This window comes from Idiomarina loihiensis, assembly GCF_024584785.1.
Taxonomy (GTDB): domain Bacteria; phylum Pseudomonadota; class Gammaproteobacteria; order Enterobacterales; family Alteromonadaceae; genus Pseudidiomarina; species Pseudidiomarina fusca.
Map to the genome: position 1 here is coordinate 1,004,499 of NZ_CP074112.1, position 16,618 is coordinate 1,021,116.

Below are 16,618 nucleotides of genomic sequence, written 5' to 3' on the forward strand. Positions count from 1 at the left end.
GCGCGCACCATGGCAACTTCAATGAATGATCTGCTGAACGATGCGAACTGTCGCATTCAGCAAATGGAGATGGAGCGTTTTCACGAGCGTGCAAGCTTAGTGATGATGGCCACTCTACTGGTTCAGGCTGCATTTGAGCGGAGCGGCGTCAGTATTGACGCTGTTACCGCCAAAGGCGTTGAGCGTGTTGACCTGGTTGATGTGAATCTCGTGCTGGCAGAGCTGCGCAAACTGGCTTTTGCCGGAACTTACTCGCAAGAGGACGTGCACAACAAGGTGGTCGAGCTCAGTCGTAGCAAACGCGACCGAGGTGCTGCAGTTGTACGCCAGGCGAAAATCATCAACCGCATGAAAACTGCCCACGATGCTCTACTTGAGGACTTTGATTTAATCAATAGCGCCATTGAAAAGGTTCTTGATTACCGCATTGCGCCCAAATCGGAGCTGCAGAATCTATCTAGTGCGCTCAACATGATGCGCATTCACCTGGGTGGCGTTCGACTGCTGCTGAAGCACAAGCCAGCGCTTGATTCGGTAGTGGTTATCCGCAAGCCAAACCGAGAGCGTGGCCAGTTCCTATTTGACGGTCGCGGCCAACTCAAGGAGACGGTCCAATGACATACATCACCGACTTAAAAGAGAAGCTTCGTAGCACCGAGGAAGCGCTTGATGCTTGGAAAACCGAAGCGGCAGAGCTGCGTGACCAGGTGCAGGCGCTACAGGCTAGCCGCTCGAAGTTAAGCGCAACCCTTCGCCTGCTTTGTGGTGACCTGATTGCGCTTAGCACCGAAAGCGCAGGTGTGGCCGGCTGGCACAAGAACAGCCAAATCGCTGCGTGGGATACCTTCGAGGGCATGATGAGAATTGCCCACGATTACCACGACAAAAAAGAGTTCGACCGACTGGGCAAAAGCTACATGGCCGAAGGTATCCGCATGGTTTTTGATGAGGACCTAGTAACACGTTATTACGACGATGAATTCGATGCTGAGTTTGTGTTGCTACCAGACGTTGATGACCTACTGAAAAGCATTGAGGAGGTCTCGTAATGGTTTTATTCAAAGAATGGCACAACACCATGACCGCTGGCCGCATCACCATCATTCTTGCCAAGCTATTTGGCCGCAAAACGGTGGCACGCGATATGAACTTCACCGTAACGATTCACCACTTTATGGGTAAGTCATACATCACCAATGCGGTTAAGGATGGCAACCATGGCTGATTTACAGCGTTTAGCAATGGAGCACGCCCGGTGGTCTCGTGTGAAGCGTGAGACCAAAAAGGAAGCTGGCCAAATCGAATGCAAGCGTCAAAGCACCGAGGGTTTATCGCTGCCTCATGATACCGAGGCGTACTTCAACGCGACATCCCGAGAAAACTGCATTGAATTTGTGTACCGCTTGGTTTCTGACACCAATGCAGAGCAACCTTTTGATGTCCAGGTCAGCTTCAATGAAGTGTGGGATGACGAGATGGCCGGCGGCAACGTCTGCCCAGGCTGCGTTCGCATTCGAGAGTTGAAGCGCCAGCGCGTTGAAGCATCACGCAAGCTTGGTCAAATCCGTTCAGCAATCACAAAGGCAGGCGAGCACCTGCTTAAGGCTGGTGAGTCATGAGTAACGCCGATCCATTTTTAACATGGGTGAACGGATACCCGTGCGGGGCCATTGACGCCCAGGGCCGCATCTACATGGTGAGAAAGTTCAACCGCGAGCAATGCGAAGCTGCGCTGAAAGTTGATGGCCTGCAAAAGTCAGTTGAGAAAGCGGTTCACAGCCGCCTGCGCAAGTTGGCTAAGGATGGTGAGTGATGAGCAACTTAACTATCGCTGTACGCTGGAATCGCTTGCCAGATTGCTGTAAAGGTTGTCGCTTCCACGAAAGTGAAGCGGACGATGAGTACTCACCGAATTACCATTTCTGCACGAAAGGTGTTGCTATTCCGGTGAAAAAGAAAAGTTGTAGGGTTAAAGAAAAATACGCCAATCGCGTTAAGGATGGTGAGTGATGAAACCTAAGATATGCATTGAAACCGGGCGAACCGCCTATTTGTTTTCAACAATGGTTTTTGATGCCAAGTCAAAGCAAGAAACTCGCCGCCAGGCAATCAAACGCTGCCCCTGGTGGGCAAAGCTTATTGGTGTATCTACTGGTGTGCTTGGGTTTCTAGCTTTGTATGCATTCATTATGTGGGAACCAAACCTTGTTAATTCACTGGCGCTAGCAGAGCCATGGGAAAGATTTTTTATTGTTTTATTTGCCGTTATTTTTGGCTTCTGTGGTTGGGTTGCTGTGGTCGCATCACATGAAAACCGAGGTGATTTATGAGTGAAACACTATCCCCACAAGACGTTGATAACTATCGCTGGCTAACCAATCTGATGCTTGCTGACCGCATGGCTCGCGCTTACGGGGTTAATCGCCCCGCTGCCATTCGCCGATGTGCAAGACGCATGCGTGACCAGACGGTATCAACCGTTGCCTACGGCATCGCTAAGCTACTAGTTGAGAAGCCTGATTCGTTCTTGGTGCCCTACATCGAAAAGCGCATTGAGGACTTCGAGAAGCGCAACATGCTGAATCGGGCTTTGCCAGAACTACCTAGCGCCGAGAAATTGTCGCCAGCATAACAACGAGGGCTGAAACAATGGATTTAAAGAGCAACTCAATAGTTCTTAATTATGAGCAATGGTACTTCGCTGTAATGGATGAGTTCGCGGAGACTCACACCAAAGAGGATTGCGACGACTGCAGCGGTGATGGCGAGTTTGAGTGTGATTGCTGTGGTCACATTGCGGACTGCAAAACCTGTGACGGTGACGGCTTTGTATTTGTCGATACATCTGGTCGCCTAGCTTATCCGCCGCAACGCAATAAGCGAGAGCACCGGCTTTATATTATCCGCACATTCTTGCGGCTCGCTAAGTTCACGGGCCGAAGCTACTTCAAGCAATGCAAAGAGGCCTTGAAACTTTATAGCTACCCTCTTGGAGGTTCGCTATGAAACTCGATTTTTTGACATCACTGCAGCAGTTAGGTCCGTGCGGACTACGCCCAGTTATCGACACCTTGAGCGACAGCTATTCAGTTATGGCTTTTGGTGACTGGAAAGCGCTCGCTATATCGCTCATCGATGACGGCTTTGTTACTCAAAAAGGCAATGGCCAATACATGGTCACTCCTGCCGGCGATGAAGCCATTCACAAAGGCCAAAGCTTTTTTGATGAAGCTGATGTCGATGATGAACCGCAAGCTGATAGCGCTGAGGGTGATAAAGAACCACCTGCACTAACAACCGCAACGCAAGCGCACCGCCCTGCAGCTGACCACGAATGGCGCAGGCCATTCTCACCCAAGGCGCCCTACCAAGAAACGGGTAAGCGGACTGAAGAGCCAAAGCCTAAAGGTGAGCCGGCGCCAGTGGTCCAATTCAAAGTAGAACAGGTTAATGGTGGCAACCAGGTCAAGGCAAGCGATGGACTATTTATCAACCTACCTGTCAAGAATAGCAGCACTGAGCTCAATCAAATGACGATTGATGATTTACTGATTGTATTCACGCTTGGGAAGGAAGCGGAGACAATCATTGAAACGCGCCTACAAGCTTTCGAGTTTGGCCGTAAGGCGGCATCGAATGAGTGATAGCGTTGACGATGCAAATGCAACGCAGGCGCACTTTAATGAGCTACAAATCAGCAAGGTGCGCCAAGCGGCGAAACAAATGGATGCTGCAGCGACAGGTTACTGCCTGTCATGTGGGCAGCAAATAACAAAATCTGGTCAGCGCTGGTGCAATGCAGATTGCCGCGATGACTGGGAAAAATTAAAGAAGCGAGGTTTGTTATGAGCAAGGGAATCAATAAGGTCATTCTGATTGGAAACTTGGGCGCTGACCCAGAGGTCCGTTACACCCAAAGTAATACGCCAATTGCGAATATCAGCGTGGCCACAACCGAGGCATGGAAAGACAAAGCCACTGGTGAACCCAAAGAGCTGACCGAATGGCACCGATGTGTAGCCTATCGCCGTTTAGCTGAGATTGCCGGTGAATACCTGAAGAAAGGCTCCAAGGTGTATATCGAAGGCCGCCTGCAGACGCGCAAGTGGCAAGGCCAAGACGGCGTTGAGCGCTACACCACCGAGATTGTAGTGAACGACTTGCAAATGCTCGACGGGCGCCAACAAGGTAGCCAGCCGCAAACTGGTGGCCAACAGGGTTATGCATCACAAGGTTATGGCGGCAACCAGCAACAACCGCAACGAAGCAGGCTTGGCACGACCATGCCTGGTGCACAACCGAGTCAGCAGCGAGCTGCAGCGCCAGCGCAGGGTTTTGCGAACCCACCGGATTTTGATGATGACATACCCTTTGCCCCGATTGGCAAGCAGTATCGCAGTTTATTGAACTGCATTTAATCAACGGAGAACGTAGTCATGAGTGCAGCAGAAGACATGAGCCGTCTACTTAATGACGATGAAATTGCGGAGATTACAGGCTATTCTCACCCAAGCGCGCAGTGCCAAGCGCTGCGTAAGCATGGGGTGTTCTTTATTCAACGCAAAGACGGGCGCCCTCGGTGCACGTGGTACCACATCAACCACCCGATTGGTGCCAAAGCGCAAATGAATAGCTCAAACGAGCCTGATTTCAGTCGATTGGATTAGTGTCATGGTTGGACGGAGAAAGGATTCGAGCGGGGAAAAACTCCCCGTTCGTGTTTACAAGACGAAGTATGCCTACGTTTGGAAGCCGCGAGATAACCAGACGGTTACGCTGTGCAAGGCTGACGCTGCCATATCGGAAGTGTGGCGCGCTTGGGAGGATGCAGTTGAGATTTCCAGCAACAAGCAAACCGTGCAATGGCTCGTTGAGCAGTTTCTGCGTAGTGCTGACTTCTGCGAACTGGCCGTGGCCACACGCAAGGACTATTACAAGCACTCTAAGTTTATTCTTGATGTGTTTGGCAAGATGGACCCAGACCGCGTTGAGCCGCAGCATATTCGCTTATACATGGACAAACGAGGCCTGCGTAGTCGCGTGCAAGCAAACCGTGAAAAATCATTCTTTAGCCGGGTGTATCGGTGGGCTTATGAGCGCGGTCTAGTTAAGCGCAATCCGTGCAAAGGGGTTCGTCAGTTCAAGGAGACGCCACGCAATAAGTACATCACCGATGTTGAATATGATGCGGTTTTCCAGTGCGCCCCACCGGCCGTAAAGATTGCGATGGAGCTTGCTTATCTTTGCTGCGCGCGACAATCTGACGTGTTAACACTGCGCAAGTCGAACATTCTCGATGAAGGGCTATTCATTAAGCAGGGTAAAACAGGCAAGGAGCAAGTGAAAGCCTGGTCACCACGGCTTCGAGCGATTATGGCCCTAGCAAAGCGCTTACCAATCAAGAAAGGCATGGCGAGCCAGTACGTCATTCACAAGCCAGATGGTAGCAAGTACACCCGTAATGGCTTCAATACGACGTGGGCAAAAGCACGAAGCGAGGCGCGAATAAAAACTGGCTTGCCGCTTGATTTCACATTTCACGACATCAAGGCAAAGGGTATTTCAGATTTAGATGGTGAGCTGCATGAGAAGCAACGCATTAGTGGCCACAAGAGCGCATCACAGACTGCTCGTTACGACAGAAAAGCGGATGTTGTACCAGCTGTTGACGGTTTCAATGAGCGTAAAAAATGAGGGTGAATCTTCTAAGTGTATCTTCTAAGAATCTTCTAAGTGTGGTTTTGCTGAAAGTGCCTGTTTCGCTACAGGCCTTGTCAGAATTGGTGCCCGGGGCCGGACTTGAACCGGCACGCTGTTACCAGCGAGGGATTTTAAATCCCTTGTGTCTACCAATTTCACCACCCGGGCATACATTGTAATTCCGAGGTACTACCTAAGGTCTTCGAGATGGAGGCGGGTCCCGGAGTCGAACCGAGATCCACGGATTTGCAATCCGCTGCATAGCCATTCTGCCAACCCGCCAACCGAATTTGGAGCGGGAAACGAGATTCGAACTCGCGACCCCAACCTTGGCAAGGTTGTGCTCTACCACTGAGCTATTCCCGCATCCAGTGCTTGCGCATTCTACTGGCTATTTCGTTAACGTCAACGCTTTTTTTCAATCATTTGGTTCGTTTGCTTTTTTTTTAATCCACTTGGCTTAAATCTGACCAAGCAGCCCGCAAATATTCCCACATTGACCACAGAGTTAACACAAAGGCTATGTATAACAGCAAGGTTGCGGTGCCAATTATAAAACTATTTGCCTCCCAAATTAAACCTCCAATTGCCACCATTTGTGCAATTGTTTTTAATTTTCCCAAATTAGAGACTTTAACTTGTTCTTGCCGCCCTATTTGCGCCATCCATTCGCGTAGCGCCGAAACGACCAATTCACGACTTACAATCGCCAATGCCGGAATACTGATCCACCAAACGGCGTAGTTCTCTACTACGACAATTAACGAAGCTGCCACCATAACTTTATCGGCAACCGGATCTAAAAAGGCGCCAAACTTAGTAAATTGATTAAATTTGCGTGCCACCCAACCATCTAAAGCATCGGTAATCCCGGCAATAGCAAAGACAAACGCTGCCCAAAAATGAGATTCAGGCCCGGGAATATAGTAAATAATTAAAAATACCGGAATTAAAACAATGCGAAAGCTGGTAAGCAGATTAGGAATATTCCACATCTTTAAAATTTATCCTCTATTCGTCCCGAAATGCATGATAGATGGTTTCAGCGATTTCTCGGCTAATTCCGGGCACTGCGCTAAGTTGGTCAATACTAGCCTGTTTTACTTCCTGTAATCCACCGAGATTTTGCAATAATTTCTGCCTTCTCTTGGCGCCAATACCAGGAATATCCTCCAGCTTGGATGAGCGTTTTACTTTTGCTCGCCGTTGCCGGTGCCCGGTAATGGCAAAACGATGGGATTCATCGCGAATATGCTGCACCAAATGTAAAGCAGGAGCATCGCCAGCTAAAGGTATGGTTTGATGGCTACCAGCGAGGATCAAGGTTTCTAAGCCAGGTTTGCGTGATTCGCCTTTGGCGACGCCAATTAACAACGGCGCATCTATATGTTTTGGTGCGGCCCATTGTTCAAAATAAGCTTCTGCTTGTGATAACTGCCCTTTACCACCGTCAATAAACAAAATATCAGGTAACGCCGCCAAGCCCTCTGGACTCTTCAGGGCTGCATCAAAACGGCGCTGTAGCGCTTGCGCCATCGCTGCATAATCATCACCAGGCGTGATGCCTTTGATGTTGAAGCGGCGATAATCACTCTTTTTCGGGCCTTGGCGATCAAAAACGACACAGCTAGCCACTGTTTCTTGGCCCATAGTATGGCTGATATCAAAGCATTCCATCCGTTGAATCGGCTCAGCGACATCCAGTACTTGTTCTAACTGCTGCAAACGCATACTCATGGTTGAGGCTTGGTTTAATTTAGATTCAAGCGCGTTGAGCGCATTCTTTTGCGCTAACACTTGATACTGTTTCCGTTCGCCTCGCACGTTATGCGTCATCCGTACTTGTTGCGCTAAGGCTTGTTCAAGTACTTGCAAATCGTGTTCGGGGTCAAGCAACAAAGCGGCATTGTCGGCCGGTAGAATAATTTCTCGCGGTAAGCGTCGACCTACTTGGTCATTCAGATAAAATTGCAGCAAAAAGGCTAACAACACTTCGTTATCACTGGTGTCACTAGGTAGTTTCGGAAAATAGCTACGACTGCCCTGCACTGCTCCTTCACGAATAAATAGCAGATGGATGGCAGCAATACCACCACGGCGAGCAAAGCCAATCACATCCAGTTCCTGCTGATTACCGGTAACGGCGTTGCGTTCTTGTACCTTGCGCAAGGCCCCAATTTGATCACGAAAACGCGCTGCTCGTTCAAACTCCAGTTGCGTACTGGCTTGTTCCATTTTCACCACCAACTGATCGATCACTTGTTGGTTCTTCCCCTGTAAAAACGACTTCGCTAAGTCTACTTGCTCTTGGTATTCCTCATCACTGCAGTAGCCTTTAACGCAAGGAGCCAAGCAACGTTTAAGCTGATACTGCAAACACGGACGGCTGCGGGCGCGATAGTAGGAATCCTCACATTGCCGCACCGGAAACAGCTTTTGTAACAAGCGTAAGCTTTCACGCACGGCTACGCCATTGGGGAATGGGCCAAAATACTCAGCTTTTTCGCGGCGCGTGCCCCGATGAAAAGCTAAACGTGGATGCTGGTGTTGGCTGACAAGAATGTATGGATAAGACTTATCGTCTCGTAATAAGACGTTATAGCGCGGGCGGTACTTTTTAATGAAATTATTTTCAAGAATTAGGGCTTCAGCCTCAGTATTGGTAACTGTGACATCCATCGCCGCAATATGACGGACCAAGGTTTGGGTTTTGGGCCTATCTACCGTAGCGCGAAAATAACTACTCACGCGCTTTTTCAGGTCTTTGGCTTTGCCCACATAAATAACAACACCTTCGTCATCATACATGCGGTACACGCCAGGTTGATGAGTCAGGTGTTGAATAAATGCTTTTGCATCAAATAACTGCTTTTCGGTCATGCTGTTTTATGTAGGTTCTAGGTCAACAAGTCCCGATTGTATCGCAAGATGAGTTAATTCTACATCTCCGGCGACACCAAGTTTTTGGAAGATACGATAGCGAAAGGTATTTACTGTTTTACTACTGATATTTAAATGCTTGGCTATTTCGACGACGCGAATACCTCGGCCTAACATCTGTGTCACTTGTAATTCACGCTCACTTAAGGAGTTTATCATTCGCACCTGCTCTTGCCGCCGCGGATTCTTAGCAAAGTATTCCGCTACTGCGCTGGCCACAAACATTTGCCCACGACTTAAAGAATAACAAGCCGCATCAAACTCTTCATAGTTTGCATGATCTAACAAATAACCGTCTACTCGAGAAAGATTGCACTGATAATCCAGCACATCTTGAAATGATCGCGCCCATAAGAGCAGCTGCAAATCATTATATCGTCTATGTAACCGACGCCAACTTTCAATTGTCCCATCACCTACAAGCTGACTACTAAGAATAACCGTGGCATACGGGTTGTTTTTTGCTTCTTCCCGTAATTCATTCATATTCTTGACGCTTGCAACAACTCGGTATTTTTTATTCGAGCTTAACGTGGCGTACATTCCTGCACGCACTAAATCACTCGATACAGCTATAATGAAATCAGCCATGAGCCACATTCCTTTGTTTAGTTTTCCACGAGTCCTGAAACCATTTCAGGTGGCTTAGATTTGCGCTATATCGGCATAAATTGCAAGCAAAAATTATTGATTTAATTAGCTATTAGGAAATTAACAAGGCGTTTTTAGTCTTTTTAAAAACACCTTGTTTCAAATGACATAAATAAGGTTTTTTTGAGTTAAATCAGCCTGTTTAAACCTTAACCAAAGACCGTCACAGTCTGACGGCTAATGGCAACTAGGTTACCAGCGGCATCCCAAATATGTGCATGAGTATGACCATACCCCTCATTGGCGTAATCAATATAGGCAGCATACTGCCACCAATCATGACTACTCAATTGGTTATCTAACGGCTCTGGGAACTCAATCGTCCAGGTAAGAGAACTGGCAGGTGCTGGAGCGGTTAAATGCGGCAATACGGCTGGCGGCCAAGCATCAACCATACCTAAGAGCAGGCCTATCGACATCGGTTGTTGTTCTGCACGAAAACGCATCCAGCCACCAAACTCGCGACTAGCATTGCCGGTAAAAGGTAAGCCACCCAAACTCACACGGTAATCAAAGTGACTAGTAAACTCTGGCAGTATGTCGATTGGCGGAAAAGCTGGGCCTTGCTCTCGTGGCGGCACATGGGCGCTGGGCAAATCTACCACTCGCACGCGGGATGGCCGTGATCGGCCATAACTTGCTAAAGCGGCTAACACCACGTCATCAGCCTGCACGATTTCAACGGCGATTTGCGTCACATTTTTGCCTTCTCGTAAAATTCGCCGTTTTAATGTTGCTGTGCCTGGTTGCACTGGGGCTACGAAAGAGACAGTTAGTGCCCGTAGGTGTTGTTCAGAATTGGCACCAAGGTGAGCATGTTGCCAAGCAATAGCGGCAGTAAGCCCACCAAATAACGCGCGTCCTTGCCCCCAGCCCTCAGGCAGCTCAATCGTTTGCTCTGCGGCAGCGCTTATTTGCGCTAATGTCTCACTAAACTGCATGGTAAGTTTCCTTGTGCCATTACTCTTTGCTTCAACAGAAACCAGTCACTATTCACCTAGCCACAGCAAAAATTGAGCTATAAGCCGTTAGGATACGTATGAATAATACTGAACTAATACCTTGAGATTATACACAGGTAAGACCATATGGCCAGCAGCAGCCGTGACGAAAAACGGGCAAAAAAAAGCCCGCTTAAGTAGCGGGCTTTTTCTAGAATGTGGCGGAGAGAGAGGGATTCGAACCCCCGGTGGGCGCAAACCCACGCCTGATTTCAAGTCAGGTGCATTAAACCGAGCTCTGCCATCTCTCCGGTGTCTGTGGCTGTGCGCCTCAAGACGAAGCGAATGATAAAGAGCTAAAACGCGCTTGTAAAGCAAAAATTTGAATCATTTGGTTCGTTTGCTGTCATTTTATACAATAAGCCAATAAAAGTGCTGAAATCATTGCTAAGTGCCCCCATATATAAGGTACACTGGTTGCAGTTTTAATTTGCAGTAACAACAACACGGAGATATCCATGAGTAACCAAGCTCACCTATCAACCACTCATCAATCAGAGTCGGTGTTACAAACAAATAAGGTTTTACGCAACACCTATATGTTGTTGGGCATGACCTTAGGCTTTAGTGCTTTAATGGCGTTCGTAGCTATTGCTACTAATGCAGCACCGATGCACTTTATTATTACCCTTGTCGGTTTTTATGGTTTGCTCTTTGCTATCCACAAAACGGCTAACAGTGCTATGGGGCTGGTATTAGTGTTTGCCTTAACCGGCTTCATGGGTTACACCATTGGGCCGTTACTAGGTATGATTAGTGCCATTGGGCCGCAAGGTAATGAGATTATCATGACTGCCATGGGTGGCACCGCGTTAATCTTTTTTGCCCTATCAGCTTATGTATTAACCACGAAGAAAGACATGTCTTTCTTAGGTGGCATGATGGTTGCCGGTTTTGTGGCCTTGGTGGTCATGATGATCGCAAATATCTTCCTGAACATGCCAGCGCTAAGTTTAGCTTTGTCAGCGCTGTTTATTCTGTTCTCAGCTGGTGCCATTTTGATGCAAACCAGTGCCATTATTCACGGTGGTGAGCGTAACTATGTATTAGCTACAGTTACCCTATTCGTGTCTATTTATAATATTTTCTTAAGCTTGATTCAGTTATTAATGGCGTTTGCCGGCGGTGACGAATAAGTTATCTGTTATCTAGCAGGGGCTCCCGCCCCTGCTTCTCAATTTGAAGCTCTTGCTATGGCCCAATTTGTTTTAGCCTTACATACTTCCCCGAATGCCGCTCAACCAGCTCATTATCGTAGTTTACTAGCTTTACGCTTTGCTCAGGCTGCCGTGACTGCTGGCCATCGTATTAGCCAAGTATTCTTTTACCAAAGTGCGGTATTGCATGGGCAAGCTACCGCCGAGCAAAGTATTGCCACCCAATGGCAGGCATTTGCACAACAACATCACATTCCCTTGGTGCTTTGCCATACCGTAGCCGCTACCGAGTATCAGCTCGAGCAACTTGCTGAGGGATACAGTAACGGTGGTTTAACAGAATTTGCCACGGCGGTAGCCGCCGCCGACAAAGTCGTTCAATTTTAAGCTGAGGTTGCTTGTGAGTTTCGCTATTATTCAAACGAGTCCAATCAACCACCCTGCCATCTGGCATGGTCAAGATATGCTGTTGGCATTAGCTAGTTTAGATCTTAATCCACAGCTTATCTTAACTGGCGCCGCGGTGCAGGCATGGTTGAGTAACCAAGATCAACAACGTCATGGCCAGTCGCTGCATAAGAGATATGCATTATTGGAGCTGTTTGACTGTCCTAACGTGTGGATTCAAGCCAGTGAATACCTAGCTGCCGGTGGCGCTAATAGCAACTGGATAGCTACGGTAGAAGTGATAGATGACGAGCTATGGAGCGCTCGCTTAGAGGAATTTCAACATGTCTTACGCTATTGAGGGCTTGTCCAAGGATATTGATACTCAGGCTGCGAGCAATCCCTTATGGGTTATGCGCACTTGGCCTGATACAGCGTGGTGTCAGCAGTGGCTAACTGCAGCAAGCCAAGTCATCTTATCGGAACGAGCCTTACTTGAGGTCTGGTATCACCCTGAGCGCATTGATGAGCTCCCGGCAAGGCCATTAGCGCTGCATACAGAAATTCAACTACTGCGCCAACAGCAGCCTGAGTTAGCTGAATTAGAGCTGCCTATCACGGTGATTCAGATTGGTGACCAACGTTGGGTGGAACTTACCTTGGAATGTCAGCCAGTGATATTATGGGAGCAACCATGTTCGAATTAGAGGGTCAGCAATATGCTACCGACCAACACGGCTATTTAGCTGATTTTAGCCAGTGGTCGCCCGCTTTAGCGGAGCATATTGCCGAGCTAGAAGGCATTGCGCTTAGTGATGCCCACTGGGAAGTCGTCCATTTTGTCCGTGATTTTTACCAACAATACGATACCAGCCCTGCGATGCGAGTGCTGGTTAAAGCCATAGGCAAGAGCTTAGGCGCGGACAAGGCTAGTAGTATGTACCTTTACAAGTTATTTCCTAAAGGCCCAGCCAAACAAGCCACACGAATTGCGGGTTTACCCAAGCCAGCCAAGTGCATTTAAGTGTTCGCCATAAACAACAACGCCAGCGATTCATGCTCTCGCTGGCGTTGTTATTAAGCTAGCTAACTCGTCACCTTTAGCGCAATTCAGTAGCGCCACCTAAATAAGGCTGCAAGGCTGCTGGAATAGCTACCGAGCCATCAGCTTGCTGGTAGTTTTCTAACAAGGCCACCAACGTACGTCCTACCGCTAACCCTGAACCATTTAAGGTATGCATCAACTCAGGCTTTTTCGCACCTTTGCGACGGAACCGAGCTTGCATTCTGCGAGCTTGAAAATCTTGCATGTTAGAGCAAGAACTGATCTCACGATATTTTTCTTGGGTTGGTAGCCAAACTTCTAGATCGTAAGTTTTAGCCGCACCAAAGCCCATATCGCCCGTGCACAAAAGCACTTTACGATACGGCAGTTCTAAGCGTTGTAGAACGGTTTCAGCGTGCGCGGTGAGCTGCTCTAAAGCTGTCATCGAATGCTCTGGTGCAACCAACCACACTAATTCAACTTTATCAAACTGATGCTGACGGATTAAGCCACGTGTATCACGCCCATGAGACCCTGCTTCGCTACGAAAACAAGGAGTATGAGCCACGTATTGCAGCGGCAGTTGAGCTTCGTCGGCAATCTCATCGCGCCACATATTGGTTAAGGGAACTTCTGCGGTCGGAATCAAAGACAAAGGTACTTGATTCTCGGTAGCTCCTTGCACATGAAACAAGTCTTCACCAAATTTAGGCAATTGTCCGGTCCCAAACAAGGTTTCATGGTTCACCAGATAGGGCACATAAGTTTCTTGGTAACCATGCTCATTGGTATGTAAATCAAGCATGAACTGGGTTAAGGCGCGGTGTAAGCGGGCAACCTGACCTTGTAACACCACAAACCGTGCACCGGCTAGTTTGGCTCCAACTTCAAAATTCATCCCCTGCTGTAAACCTACTGCAACATCCACATGGTCTTTCGGAACAAAGTTAAACTGGCGTGGTGTACCCCAGCGCGCCACTTCTTGGTTATCGTCTTCATTAGCGCCTAACGGCACCGAGTCATCGGGTAAATTAGGAATACCAGCAATGATACTGTGCAGTTCATCTTGTACTTGCTGTAACTCCGCCTTGGCCGTATCTAAGTCCTTACCCAGTGCATCTACAGCAGCTAACAAAGGCGCAATGTCTTCACCTTTGGCTTTGGCTTGGCCCACGGCTTTGGCACTGGCGTTACGCTCAGCCTGTAGTGATTCAGTACGCACTTGTAAATCTTTACGGCGTTGTTCTAATTGCGCTAAGCCAGCAACATCCATGGTAAAATTACGGGTGGCTAGCAATTTAGCTGCGGTTTGCTCTAATTCACTACGAAAAAACTTAGCGTCTAACATGTTAATCCCAGATATTTAAATAATAAGGTTTTAGCCACAGCGCTATCAGCACTGCCGCCAGACAACAAATAAAATTAGCAGCTGCATGAATCGCAGCTTTAAGTAGTTCGCCTTGTTGGGCAAGCTGCACAACTTCTACCGAGAAAGTTGAAAAAGTAGTAAAAGCACCGAGCAACCCGACTCCTAGAAAGAGCCACCAAGACTGATGAATGCTTTGCTGTTGTTGCCACACCAGCAGCATTGCCAACAAGAATGACCCCAATATGTTAACGGTAAGTGTTGCGAAAGGGAACGTTTTACCAAGGATATGTGGCAACAGTAACCCTACCCCATACCGAGCCATAGCACCGATGGCGCCGCCTAAGCCTACCCAAACCCAGTTAGTCAACATCACTGCGTCGCCAATTGCTACGTTGATCTTGTTCACGCAACCACTCTAGTTTAGCTTTTAGTTGCTGCTCTAAGCCGCGGTCGTTAGGGCGATAAAGCTGTTGATTGGCAAGAACTGCGGGCAGATAACGTTCACCCGGAACAATCGCTTGTGGATAGTCATGGGCATAACGATAATCGGCACCGTAGCCATCAGCTTTATGCAACGCTGTGGGTGCATTGGTTAAATGCTTAGGTACAGCTAAATCTGGATAATCTGCCGCCAGTTGCTTGGCTTGGTTAAAAGCTTGATAGACAGCATTACTCTTGGGCGCTAAGGCACAATAAATCAAAGCTTGCGCAATCGCCCGTTCGCCCTCGGCTGGGCCTACTCGGGTAAAGGTATCCCAAGCATTTAAAGCCAACTGTAGCGCACGCGGGTCGGCGTTACCGATGTCTTCAGAGGCAATCGCAAGGACACGTCGTGCGACGATCAAAGGGTCGCCGCCGCCATGCAAAATCCTAGCATACCAGTAGAGTGCGCCATCAGCAGAAGAGCCGCGAACTGATTTATGCAAAGCTGAAAGCAACTCATAATAAGCATCACCCTGCTTATCAAAGCTTGCTTGCCGCCCACCGACAGCCTCCTTGACTAAGGCTAAGTTAAGTTCAGACTCGGTAGCCGCATCGGCACTAATTTCTAAGTAATTCAGGGCACGCCGTGCATCCCCAGCAGCAGCATGCAATAAATACTGCAAGGCGTCGTCGCTAAGCTGCAAGTGGCGTTCACCCAAACCGCGTTCAGAGTCGGTTAAGGCCTGCATGATGACTTTTTTAATGGCCTCTTCATCCAGACTCTGCAACCGGTAAATGCGGGTCCGAGACAGCAGTGCGTTGTTGAGTTCAAACGCAGGGTTCTCAGTGGTGGCCCCCACGAAAATGATGGTGCCATCTTCTATGTGAGGTAAAAAGGCATCTTGTTGGCTTTTATTAAAGCGATGTACTTCGTCGACAAACAATACCGTGCGCTGTTGCCGTTGCAAAGCTCGCTGCTTGGCCGTTTCTATGGCTTGGCGAATATCTTTCACCCCAGCAGTTACGGCACTGATTCTATCTAATTGGGCAGCCCCACTGGTTGCCACCAGCTCAGCTAAGGTGGTTTTGCCGGTACCAGGTGGCCCCCACAAAATCATCGAGTGTAATAGGCCCTTGCTGATAGCTTGATAAAGCGGTTTTTCTGGCGCTAACAAATGCTCTTGGCCGATGTACTCAGCCAAACGCCGAGGTCGCATCCGTGCCGCCAATGGCCGAAAATCAGGGTCGAACGCCAAGCGCTGGTTAGCGTTGGTCATCCACATCTACTCCAGCCGGCACTTTAAAGGTAAATAATTGCTTGGCGACCGCACCATTAAGCTTCACGTTGGTTAGCTCAATGGTACTCATTTGGCCTTGCCCGTCATCTAGAATGATTCGGCTCAGTGGTGCCTTCAGATCCGCACCGGCAAACACCAACTGCAAACTTTGCGGGCTCTGCGCTTGGTCATTTGGTTGTAACGCAAAACTGTTGTCAGCCATTTTAACGTCATAATTTGCCCAAGCTGTAGCATCAGCATCAAGCAACAATAATAACGGACTTTGCTCCACTGCTTCAGCTTGTTGATAGACAGTAACCTGTTCAACAAAGGGATTGTAGTACCATAAATTGATGCCATCAGCGACCATCAGGGTCTCATCAGGAGCATCGGTTTGCCAATACAGATAATTAGGACGTCCGAGCGCCATGCGACCATGCAATTGCTGCACCAAATCGCCGTTCATATCGGTAACTTGCTGACTAAAGTCTGCTTCGAGTGTGGATACTTGCGCTAGGCGCTCTAACAGAGCATCACGATCGGCATCGTTGGCCGCAACCGGCTGTAGCGCTTGCTGCGCTAACGCAAAGATACCAACTGAGTATGCTACTAGGGTTTTAAACGTCATTTTTTACCTTCTACCTTTTTGAGTGAGACCAGCAATAGCA

At 48.5% G+C, this 16,618-nt stretch carries 26 protein-coding genes and 4 tRNA genes; 18 read left to right on the plus strand and 12 right to left on the minus strand.

The features are described 5' to 3' along the window. Window positions 1-9: 9 nt before the first annotated feature. The 13 genes from KGF88_RS04710 (at window position 10) to KGF88_RS04770 (ending at window position 5,694) form a co-directional block, all read left to right on the plus strand. Window positions 10-618 (plus strand): hypothetical protein, encoded by a 609-nt coding sequence (locus KGF88_RS04710; protein WP_153825577.1) that lies wholly within the window; start codon window positions 10-12, stop codon window positions 616-618. Then, window positions 615-1,049, plus strand: a complete 435-nt coding sequence (locus tag KGF88_RS04715) for a hypothetical protein (RefSeq protein WP_153825576.1) — start codon at window positions 615-617, stop codon at window positions 1,047-1,049. Before KGF88_RS04710 ends, KGF88_RS04715 begins: the two co-directional genes overlap by 4 nt. Then, window positions 1,049-1,225 carry a hypothetical protein gene (locus KGF88_RS04720; RefSeq protein WP_153825575.1) on the plus strand — a complete coding sequence of 59 codons (177 nt, stop codon included), beginning with the start codon at window positions 1,049-1,051 and terminating at the stop codon, window positions 1,223-1,225. The genes KGF88_RS04715 and KGF88_RS04720 overlap by 1 nt, the downstream gene beginning before the upstream one ends. Then, the gene (locus tag KGF88_RS04725) at window positions 1,218-1,619 is read left to right on the plus strand and encodes a hypothetical protein (RefSeq protein WP_153825574.1); all 402 of its coding nucleotides are present in this window, start codon (window positions 1,218-1,220) and stop codon (window positions 1,617-1,619) included. Before KGF88_RS04720 ends, KGF88_RS04725 begins: the two co-directional genes overlap by 8 nt. Beyond that, complete coding sequence (locus KGF88_RS04730; RefSeq protein WP_153825573.1) at window positions 1,616-1,813, plus strand: hypothetical protein; 198 nt, start codon at window positions 1,616-1,618, stop codon at window positions 1,811-1,813. Before KGF88_RS04725 ends, KGF88_RS04730 begins: the two co-directional genes overlap by 4 nt. Further along, window positions 1,813-2,010, plus strand: coding sequence for a hypothetical protein (locus KGF88_RS04735; RefSeq protein ID WP_153825572.1), 198 nt, complete (start codon window positions 1,813-1,815; stop codon window positions 2,008-2,010). Before KGF88_RS04730 ends, KGF88_RS04735 begins: the two co-directional genes overlap by 1 nt. Next, window positions 2,010-2,330 carry a hypothetical protein gene (locus tag KGF88_RS04740; protein WP_153825571.1) on the plus strand — a complete coding sequence of 107 codons (321 nt, stop codon included), beginning with the start codon at window positions 2,010-2,012 and terminating at the stop codon, window positions 2,328-2,330. The genes KGF88_RS04735 and KGF88_RS04740 overlap by 1 nt, the downstream gene beginning before the upstream one ends. Continuing rightward, window positions 2,327-2,632: a hypothetical protein gene (locus tag KGF88_RS04745; protein ID WP_153825570.1), complete on the plus strand. Its 306-nt coding sequence runs from the start codon at window positions 2,327-2,329 to the stop codon at window positions 2,630-2,632. Before KGF88_RS04740 ends, KGF88_RS04745 begins: the two co-directional genes overlap by 4 nt. A gap of 370 nt (window positions 2,633-3,002) precedes the next feature. Then, window positions 3,003-3,644 carry a hypothetical protein gene (locus KGF88_RS04750; protein WP_153825569.1) on the plus strand — a complete coding sequence of 214 codons (642 nt, stop codon included), beginning with the start codon at window positions 3,003-3,005 and terminating at the stop codon, window positions 3,642-3,644. Then, window positions 3,637-3,849, plus strand: a complete 213-nt coding sequence (locus tag KGF88_RS04755; protein ID WP_153825568.1) for a hypothetical protein — start codon at window positions 3,637-3,639, stop codon at window positions 3,847-3,849. Before KGF88_RS04750 ends, KGF88_RS04755 begins: the two co-directional genes overlap by 8 nt. Further along, window positions 3,846-4,418: a single-stranded DNA-binding protein gene (gene ssb / locus KGF88_RS04760; protein WP_153825567.1), complete on the plus strand. Its 573-nt coding sequence runs from the start codon at window positions 3,846-3,848 to the stop codon at window positions 4,416-4,418. The genes KGF88_RS04755 and ssb overlap by 4 nt, the downstream gene beginning before the upstream one ends. Window positions 4,419-4,436: 18 nt before the next feature. After that, on the plus strand, window positions 4,437-4,667 hold the full coding sequence (locus tag KGF88_RS04765) for a DUF4224 domain-containing protein (protein ID WP_202912493.1): 231 nt from the start codon (window positions 4,437-4,439) through the stop codon (window positions 4,665-4,667). A gap of 4 nt (window positions 4,668-4,671) precedes the next feature. After that, window positions 4,672-5,694, plus strand: a complete 1,023-nt coding sequence (locus KGF88_RS04770) for a tyrosine-type recombinase/integrase (RefSeq protein ID WP_153825566.1) — start codon at window positions 4,672-4,674, stop codon at window positions 5,692-5,694. Between the two features lie 87 nt (window positions 5,695-5,781). On the opposite strand, the gene KGF88_RS04775 is transcribed toward KGF88_RS04770, so the two are convergent. The 8 genes from KGF88_RS04775 to KGF88_RS04810 all read right to left on the minus strand — a co-directional run bounded on the left by KGF88_RS04775 (window position 5,782) and on the right by KGF88_RS04810 (window position 10,543). Then, window positions 5,782-5,868 (minus strand) — tRNA-Leu (locus KGF88_RS04775). A gap of 40 nt (window positions 5,869-5,908) precedes the next feature. Further along, a tRNA-Cys gene (locus tag KGF88_RS04780) sits at window positions 5,909-5,982 on the minus strand. A gap of 9 nt (window positions 5,983-5,991) precedes the next feature. After that, window positions 5,992-6,066: transfer RNA gene (locus tag KGF88_RS04785), tRNA-Gly, on the minus strand. Window positions 6,067-6,146: 80 nt separating this feature from the next. Then, a complete protein-coding gene (gene pgsA, locus KGF88_RS04790) occupies window positions 6,147-6,695 on the minus strand; it encodes a CDP-diacylglycerol--glycerol-3-phosphate 3-phosphatidyltransferase (protein ID WP_110075051.1) in 549 nt (182 codons plus the stop codon). 16 nt (window positions 6,696-6,711) lie between these two features. Continuing rightward, on the minus strand, window positions 6,712-8,580 hold the full coding sequence (gene uvrC / locus KGF88_RS04795) for an excinuclease ABC subunit UvrC (RefSeq protein ID WP_153825565.1): 1,869 nt from the start codon (window positions 8,578-8,580) through the stop codon (window positions 6,712-6,714). A gap of 6 nt (window positions 8,581-8,586) precedes the next feature. Continuing rightward, a complete protein-coding gene (locus KGF88_RS04800; RefSeq protein ID WP_110075049.1) occupies window positions 8,587-9,231 on the minus strand; it encodes a LuxR C-terminal-related transcriptional regulator in 645 nt (214 codons plus the stop codon). Between the two features lie 209 nt (window positions 9,232-9,440). Beyond that, window positions 9,441-10,232 carry a thioesterase family protein gene (locus KGF88_RS04805; RefSeq protein ID WP_153825564.1) on the minus strand — a complete coding sequence of 264 codons (792 nt, stop codon included), beginning with the start codon at window positions 10,230-10,232 and terminating at the stop codon, window positions 9,441-9,443. Between the two features lie 219 nt (window positions 10,233-10,451). After that, window positions 10,452-10,543: transfer RNA gene (locus KGF88_RS04810), tRNA-Ser, on the minus strand. 207 nt (window positions 10,544-10,750) lie between these two features. Between KGF88_RS04810 and KGF88_RS04815 the strand changes: the two genes are divergently transcribed. The 5 genes from KGF88_RS04815 to KGF88_RS04835 are packed head-to-tail and all read left to right on the plus strand — an operon-like array spanning window position 10,751 to window position 12,860. Beyond that, window positions 10,751-11,428: a Bax inhibitor-1/YccA family protein gene (locus KGF88_RS04815; protein ID WP_110075047.1), complete on the plus strand. Its 678-nt coding sequence runs from the start codon at window positions 10,751-10,753 to the stop codon at window positions 11,426-11,428. A 57-nt stretch (window positions 11,429-11,485) separates the two neighbouring features. Then, window positions 11,486-11,836, plus strand: coding sequence for a DsrE family protein (locus KGF88_RS04820; protein WP_110075046.1), 351 nt, complete (start codon window positions 11,486-11,488; stop codon window positions 11,834-11,836). Between the two features lie 13 nt (window positions 11,837-11,849). Next, window positions 11,850-12,197: a hypothetical protein gene (locus KGF88_RS04825; protein ID WP_153825563.1), complete on the plus strand. Its 348-nt coding sequence runs from the start codon at window positions 11,850-11,852 to the stop codon at window positions 12,195-12,197. Beyond that, window positions 12,181-12,543 (plus strand): hypothetical protein, encoded by a 363-nt coding sequence (locus KGF88_RS04830; protein ID WP_153825562.1) that lies wholly within the window; start codon window positions 12,181-12,183, stop codon window positions 12,541-12,543. Before KGF88_RS04825 ends, KGF88_RS04830 begins: the two co-directional genes overlap by 17 nt. After that, window positions 12,531-12,860 (plus strand): TusE/DsrC/DsvC family sulfur relay protein, encoded by a 330-nt coding sequence (locus tag KGF88_RS04835; protein WP_110075043.1) that lies wholly within the window; start codon window positions 12,531-12,533, stop codon window positions 12,858-12,860. Before KGF88_RS04830 ends, KGF88_RS04835 begins: the two co-directional genes overlap by 13 nt. 76 nt (window positions 12,861-12,936) lie before the next feature. Here KGF88_RS04835 and serS read toward each other — a convergent pair whose 3' ends face one another. The 4 genes from serS to lolA are packed head-to-tail and all read right to left on the minus strand — an operon-like array spanning window position 12,937 to window position 16,578. Then, window positions 12,937-14,229 carry a serine--tRNA ligase gene (serS, locus tag KGF88_RS04840; RefSeq protein WP_153825561.1) on the minus strand — a complete coding sequence of 431 codons (1,293 nt, stop codon included), beginning with the start codon at window positions 14,227-14,229 and terminating at the stop codon, window positions 12,937-12,939. Window position 14,230: 1 nt separating this feature from the next. After that, the gene (crcB, locus tag KGF88_RS04845; RefSeq protein ID WP_110075041.1) at window positions 14,231-14,620 is read right to left on the minus strand and encodes a fluoride efflux transporter CrcB; all 390 of its coding nucleotides are present in this window, start codon (window positions 14,618-14,620) and stop codon (window positions 14,231-14,233) included. Continuing rightward, entirely contained in the window at window positions 14,610-15,950 is a 1,341-nt protein-coding gene (locus tag KGF88_RS04850; protein ID WP_153825560.1) for a replication-associated recombination protein A, read from the minus strand. Before KGF88_RS04850 ends, crcB begins: the two co-directional genes overlap by 11 nt. Continuing rightward, window positions 15,937-16,578, minus strand: coding sequence for an outer membrane lipoprotein chaperone LolA (gene lolA, locus KGF88_RS04855; RefSeq protein WP_153825559.1), 642 nt, complete (start codon window positions 16,576-16,578; stop codon window positions 15,937-15,939). Before lolA ends, KGF88_RS04850 begins: the two co-directional genes overlap by 14 nt. Between the last annotated feature and the right edge of the window lie 40 nt (window positions 16,579-16,618).

Coding starts and splice junctions, on each gene's coding strand:
- KGF88_RS04710 (WP_153825577.1), top strand. CDS start 10: ATGGCAACTTCAATGAATGATCTGCTGAACGATGCGAACTGTCGCATT.
- KGF88_RS04715 (WP_153825576.1), top strand. CDS start 615: ATGACATACATCACCGACTTAAAAGAGAAGCTTCGTAGCACCGAGGAA.
- KGF88_RS04720 (WP_153825575.1), top strand. CDS start 1,049: ATGGTTTTATTCAAAGAATGGCACAACACCATGACCGCTGGCCGCATC.
- KGF88_RS04725 (WP_153825574.1), top strand. CDS start 1,218: ATGGCTGATTTACAGCGTTTAGCAATGGAGCACGCCCGGTGGTCTCGT.
- KGF88_RS04730 (WP_153825573.1), top strand. CDS start 1,616: ATGAGTAACGCCGATCCATTTTTAACATGGGTGAACGGATACCCGTGC.
- KGF88_RS04735 (WP_153825572.1), top strand. CDS start 1,813: ATGAGCAACTTAACTATCGCTGTACGCTGGAATCGCTTGCCAGATTGC.
- KGF88_RS04740 (WP_153825571.1), top strand. CDS start 2,010: ATGAAACCTAAGATATGCATTGAAACCGGGCGAACCGCCTATTTGTTT.
- KGF88_RS04745 (WP_153825570.1), top strand. CDS start 2,327: ATGAGTGAAACACTATCCCCACAAGACGTTGATAACTATCGCTGGCTA.
- KGF88_RS04750 (WP_153825569.1), top strand. CDS start 3,003: ATGAAACTCGATTTTTTGACATCACTGCAGCAGTTAGGTCCGTGCGGA.
- KGF88_RS04755 (WP_153825568.1), top strand. CDS start 3,637: ATGAGTGATAGCGTTGACGATGCAAATGCAACGCAGGCGCACTTTAAT.
- ssb (WP_153825567.1), top strand. CDS start 3,846: ATGAGCAAGGGAATCAATAAGGTCATTCTGATTGGAAACTTGGGCGCT.
- KGF88_RS04765 (WP_202912493.1), top strand. CDS start 4,437: ATGAGTGCAGCAGAAGACATGAGCCGTCTACTTAATGACGATGAAATT.
- KGF88_RS04770 (WP_153825566.1), top strand. CDS start 4,672: ATGGTTGGACGGAGAAAGGATTCGAGCGGGGAAAAACTCCCCGTTCGT.
- pgsA (WP_110075051.1), bottom strand. CDS start 6,695: ATGTGGAATATTCCTAATCTGCTTACCAGCTTTCGCATTGTTTTAATT.
- uvrC (WP_153825565.1), bottom strand. CDS start 8,580: ATGACCGAAAAGCAGTTATTTGATGCAAAAGCATTTATTCAACACCTG.
- KGF88_RS04800 (WP_110075049.1), bottom strand. CDS start 9,231: ATGGCTGATTTCATTATAGCTGTATCGAGTGATTTAGTGCGTGCAGGA.
- KGF88_RS04805 (WP_153825564.1), bottom strand. CDS start 10,232: ATGCAGTTTAGTGAGACATTAGCGCAAATAAGCGCTGCCGCAGAGCAA.
- KGF88_RS04815 (WP_110075047.1), top strand. CDS start 10,751: ATGAGTAACCAAGCTCACCTATCAACCACTCATCAATCAGAGTCGGTG.
- KGF88_RS04820 (WP_110075046.1), top strand. CDS start 11,486: ATGGCCCAATTTGTTTTAGCCTTACATACTTCCCCGAATGCCGCTCAA.
- KGF88_RS04830 (WP_153825562.1), top strand. CDS start 12,181: ATGTCTTACGCTATTGAGGGCTTGTCCAAGGATATTGATACTCAGGCT.
- KGF88_RS04835 (WP_110075043.1), top strand. CDS start 12,531: ATGTTCGAATTAGAGGGTCAGCAATATGCTACCGACCAACACGGCTAT.
- serS (WP_153825561.1), bottom strand. CDS start 14,229: ATGTTAGACGCTAAGTTTTTTCGTAGTGAATTAGAGCAAACCGCAGCT.
- crcB (WP_110075041.1), bottom strand. CDS start 14,620: ATGTTGACTAACTGGGTTTGGGTAGGCTTAGGCGGCGCCATCGGTGCT.
- KGF88_RS04850 (WP_153825560.1), bottom strand. CDS start 15,950: ATGACCAACGCTAACCAGCGCTTGGCGTTCGACCCTGATTTTCGGCCA.
- lolA (WP_153825559.1), bottom strand. CDS start 16,578: ATGACGTTTAAAACCCTAGTAGCATACTCAGTTGGTATCTTTGCGTTA.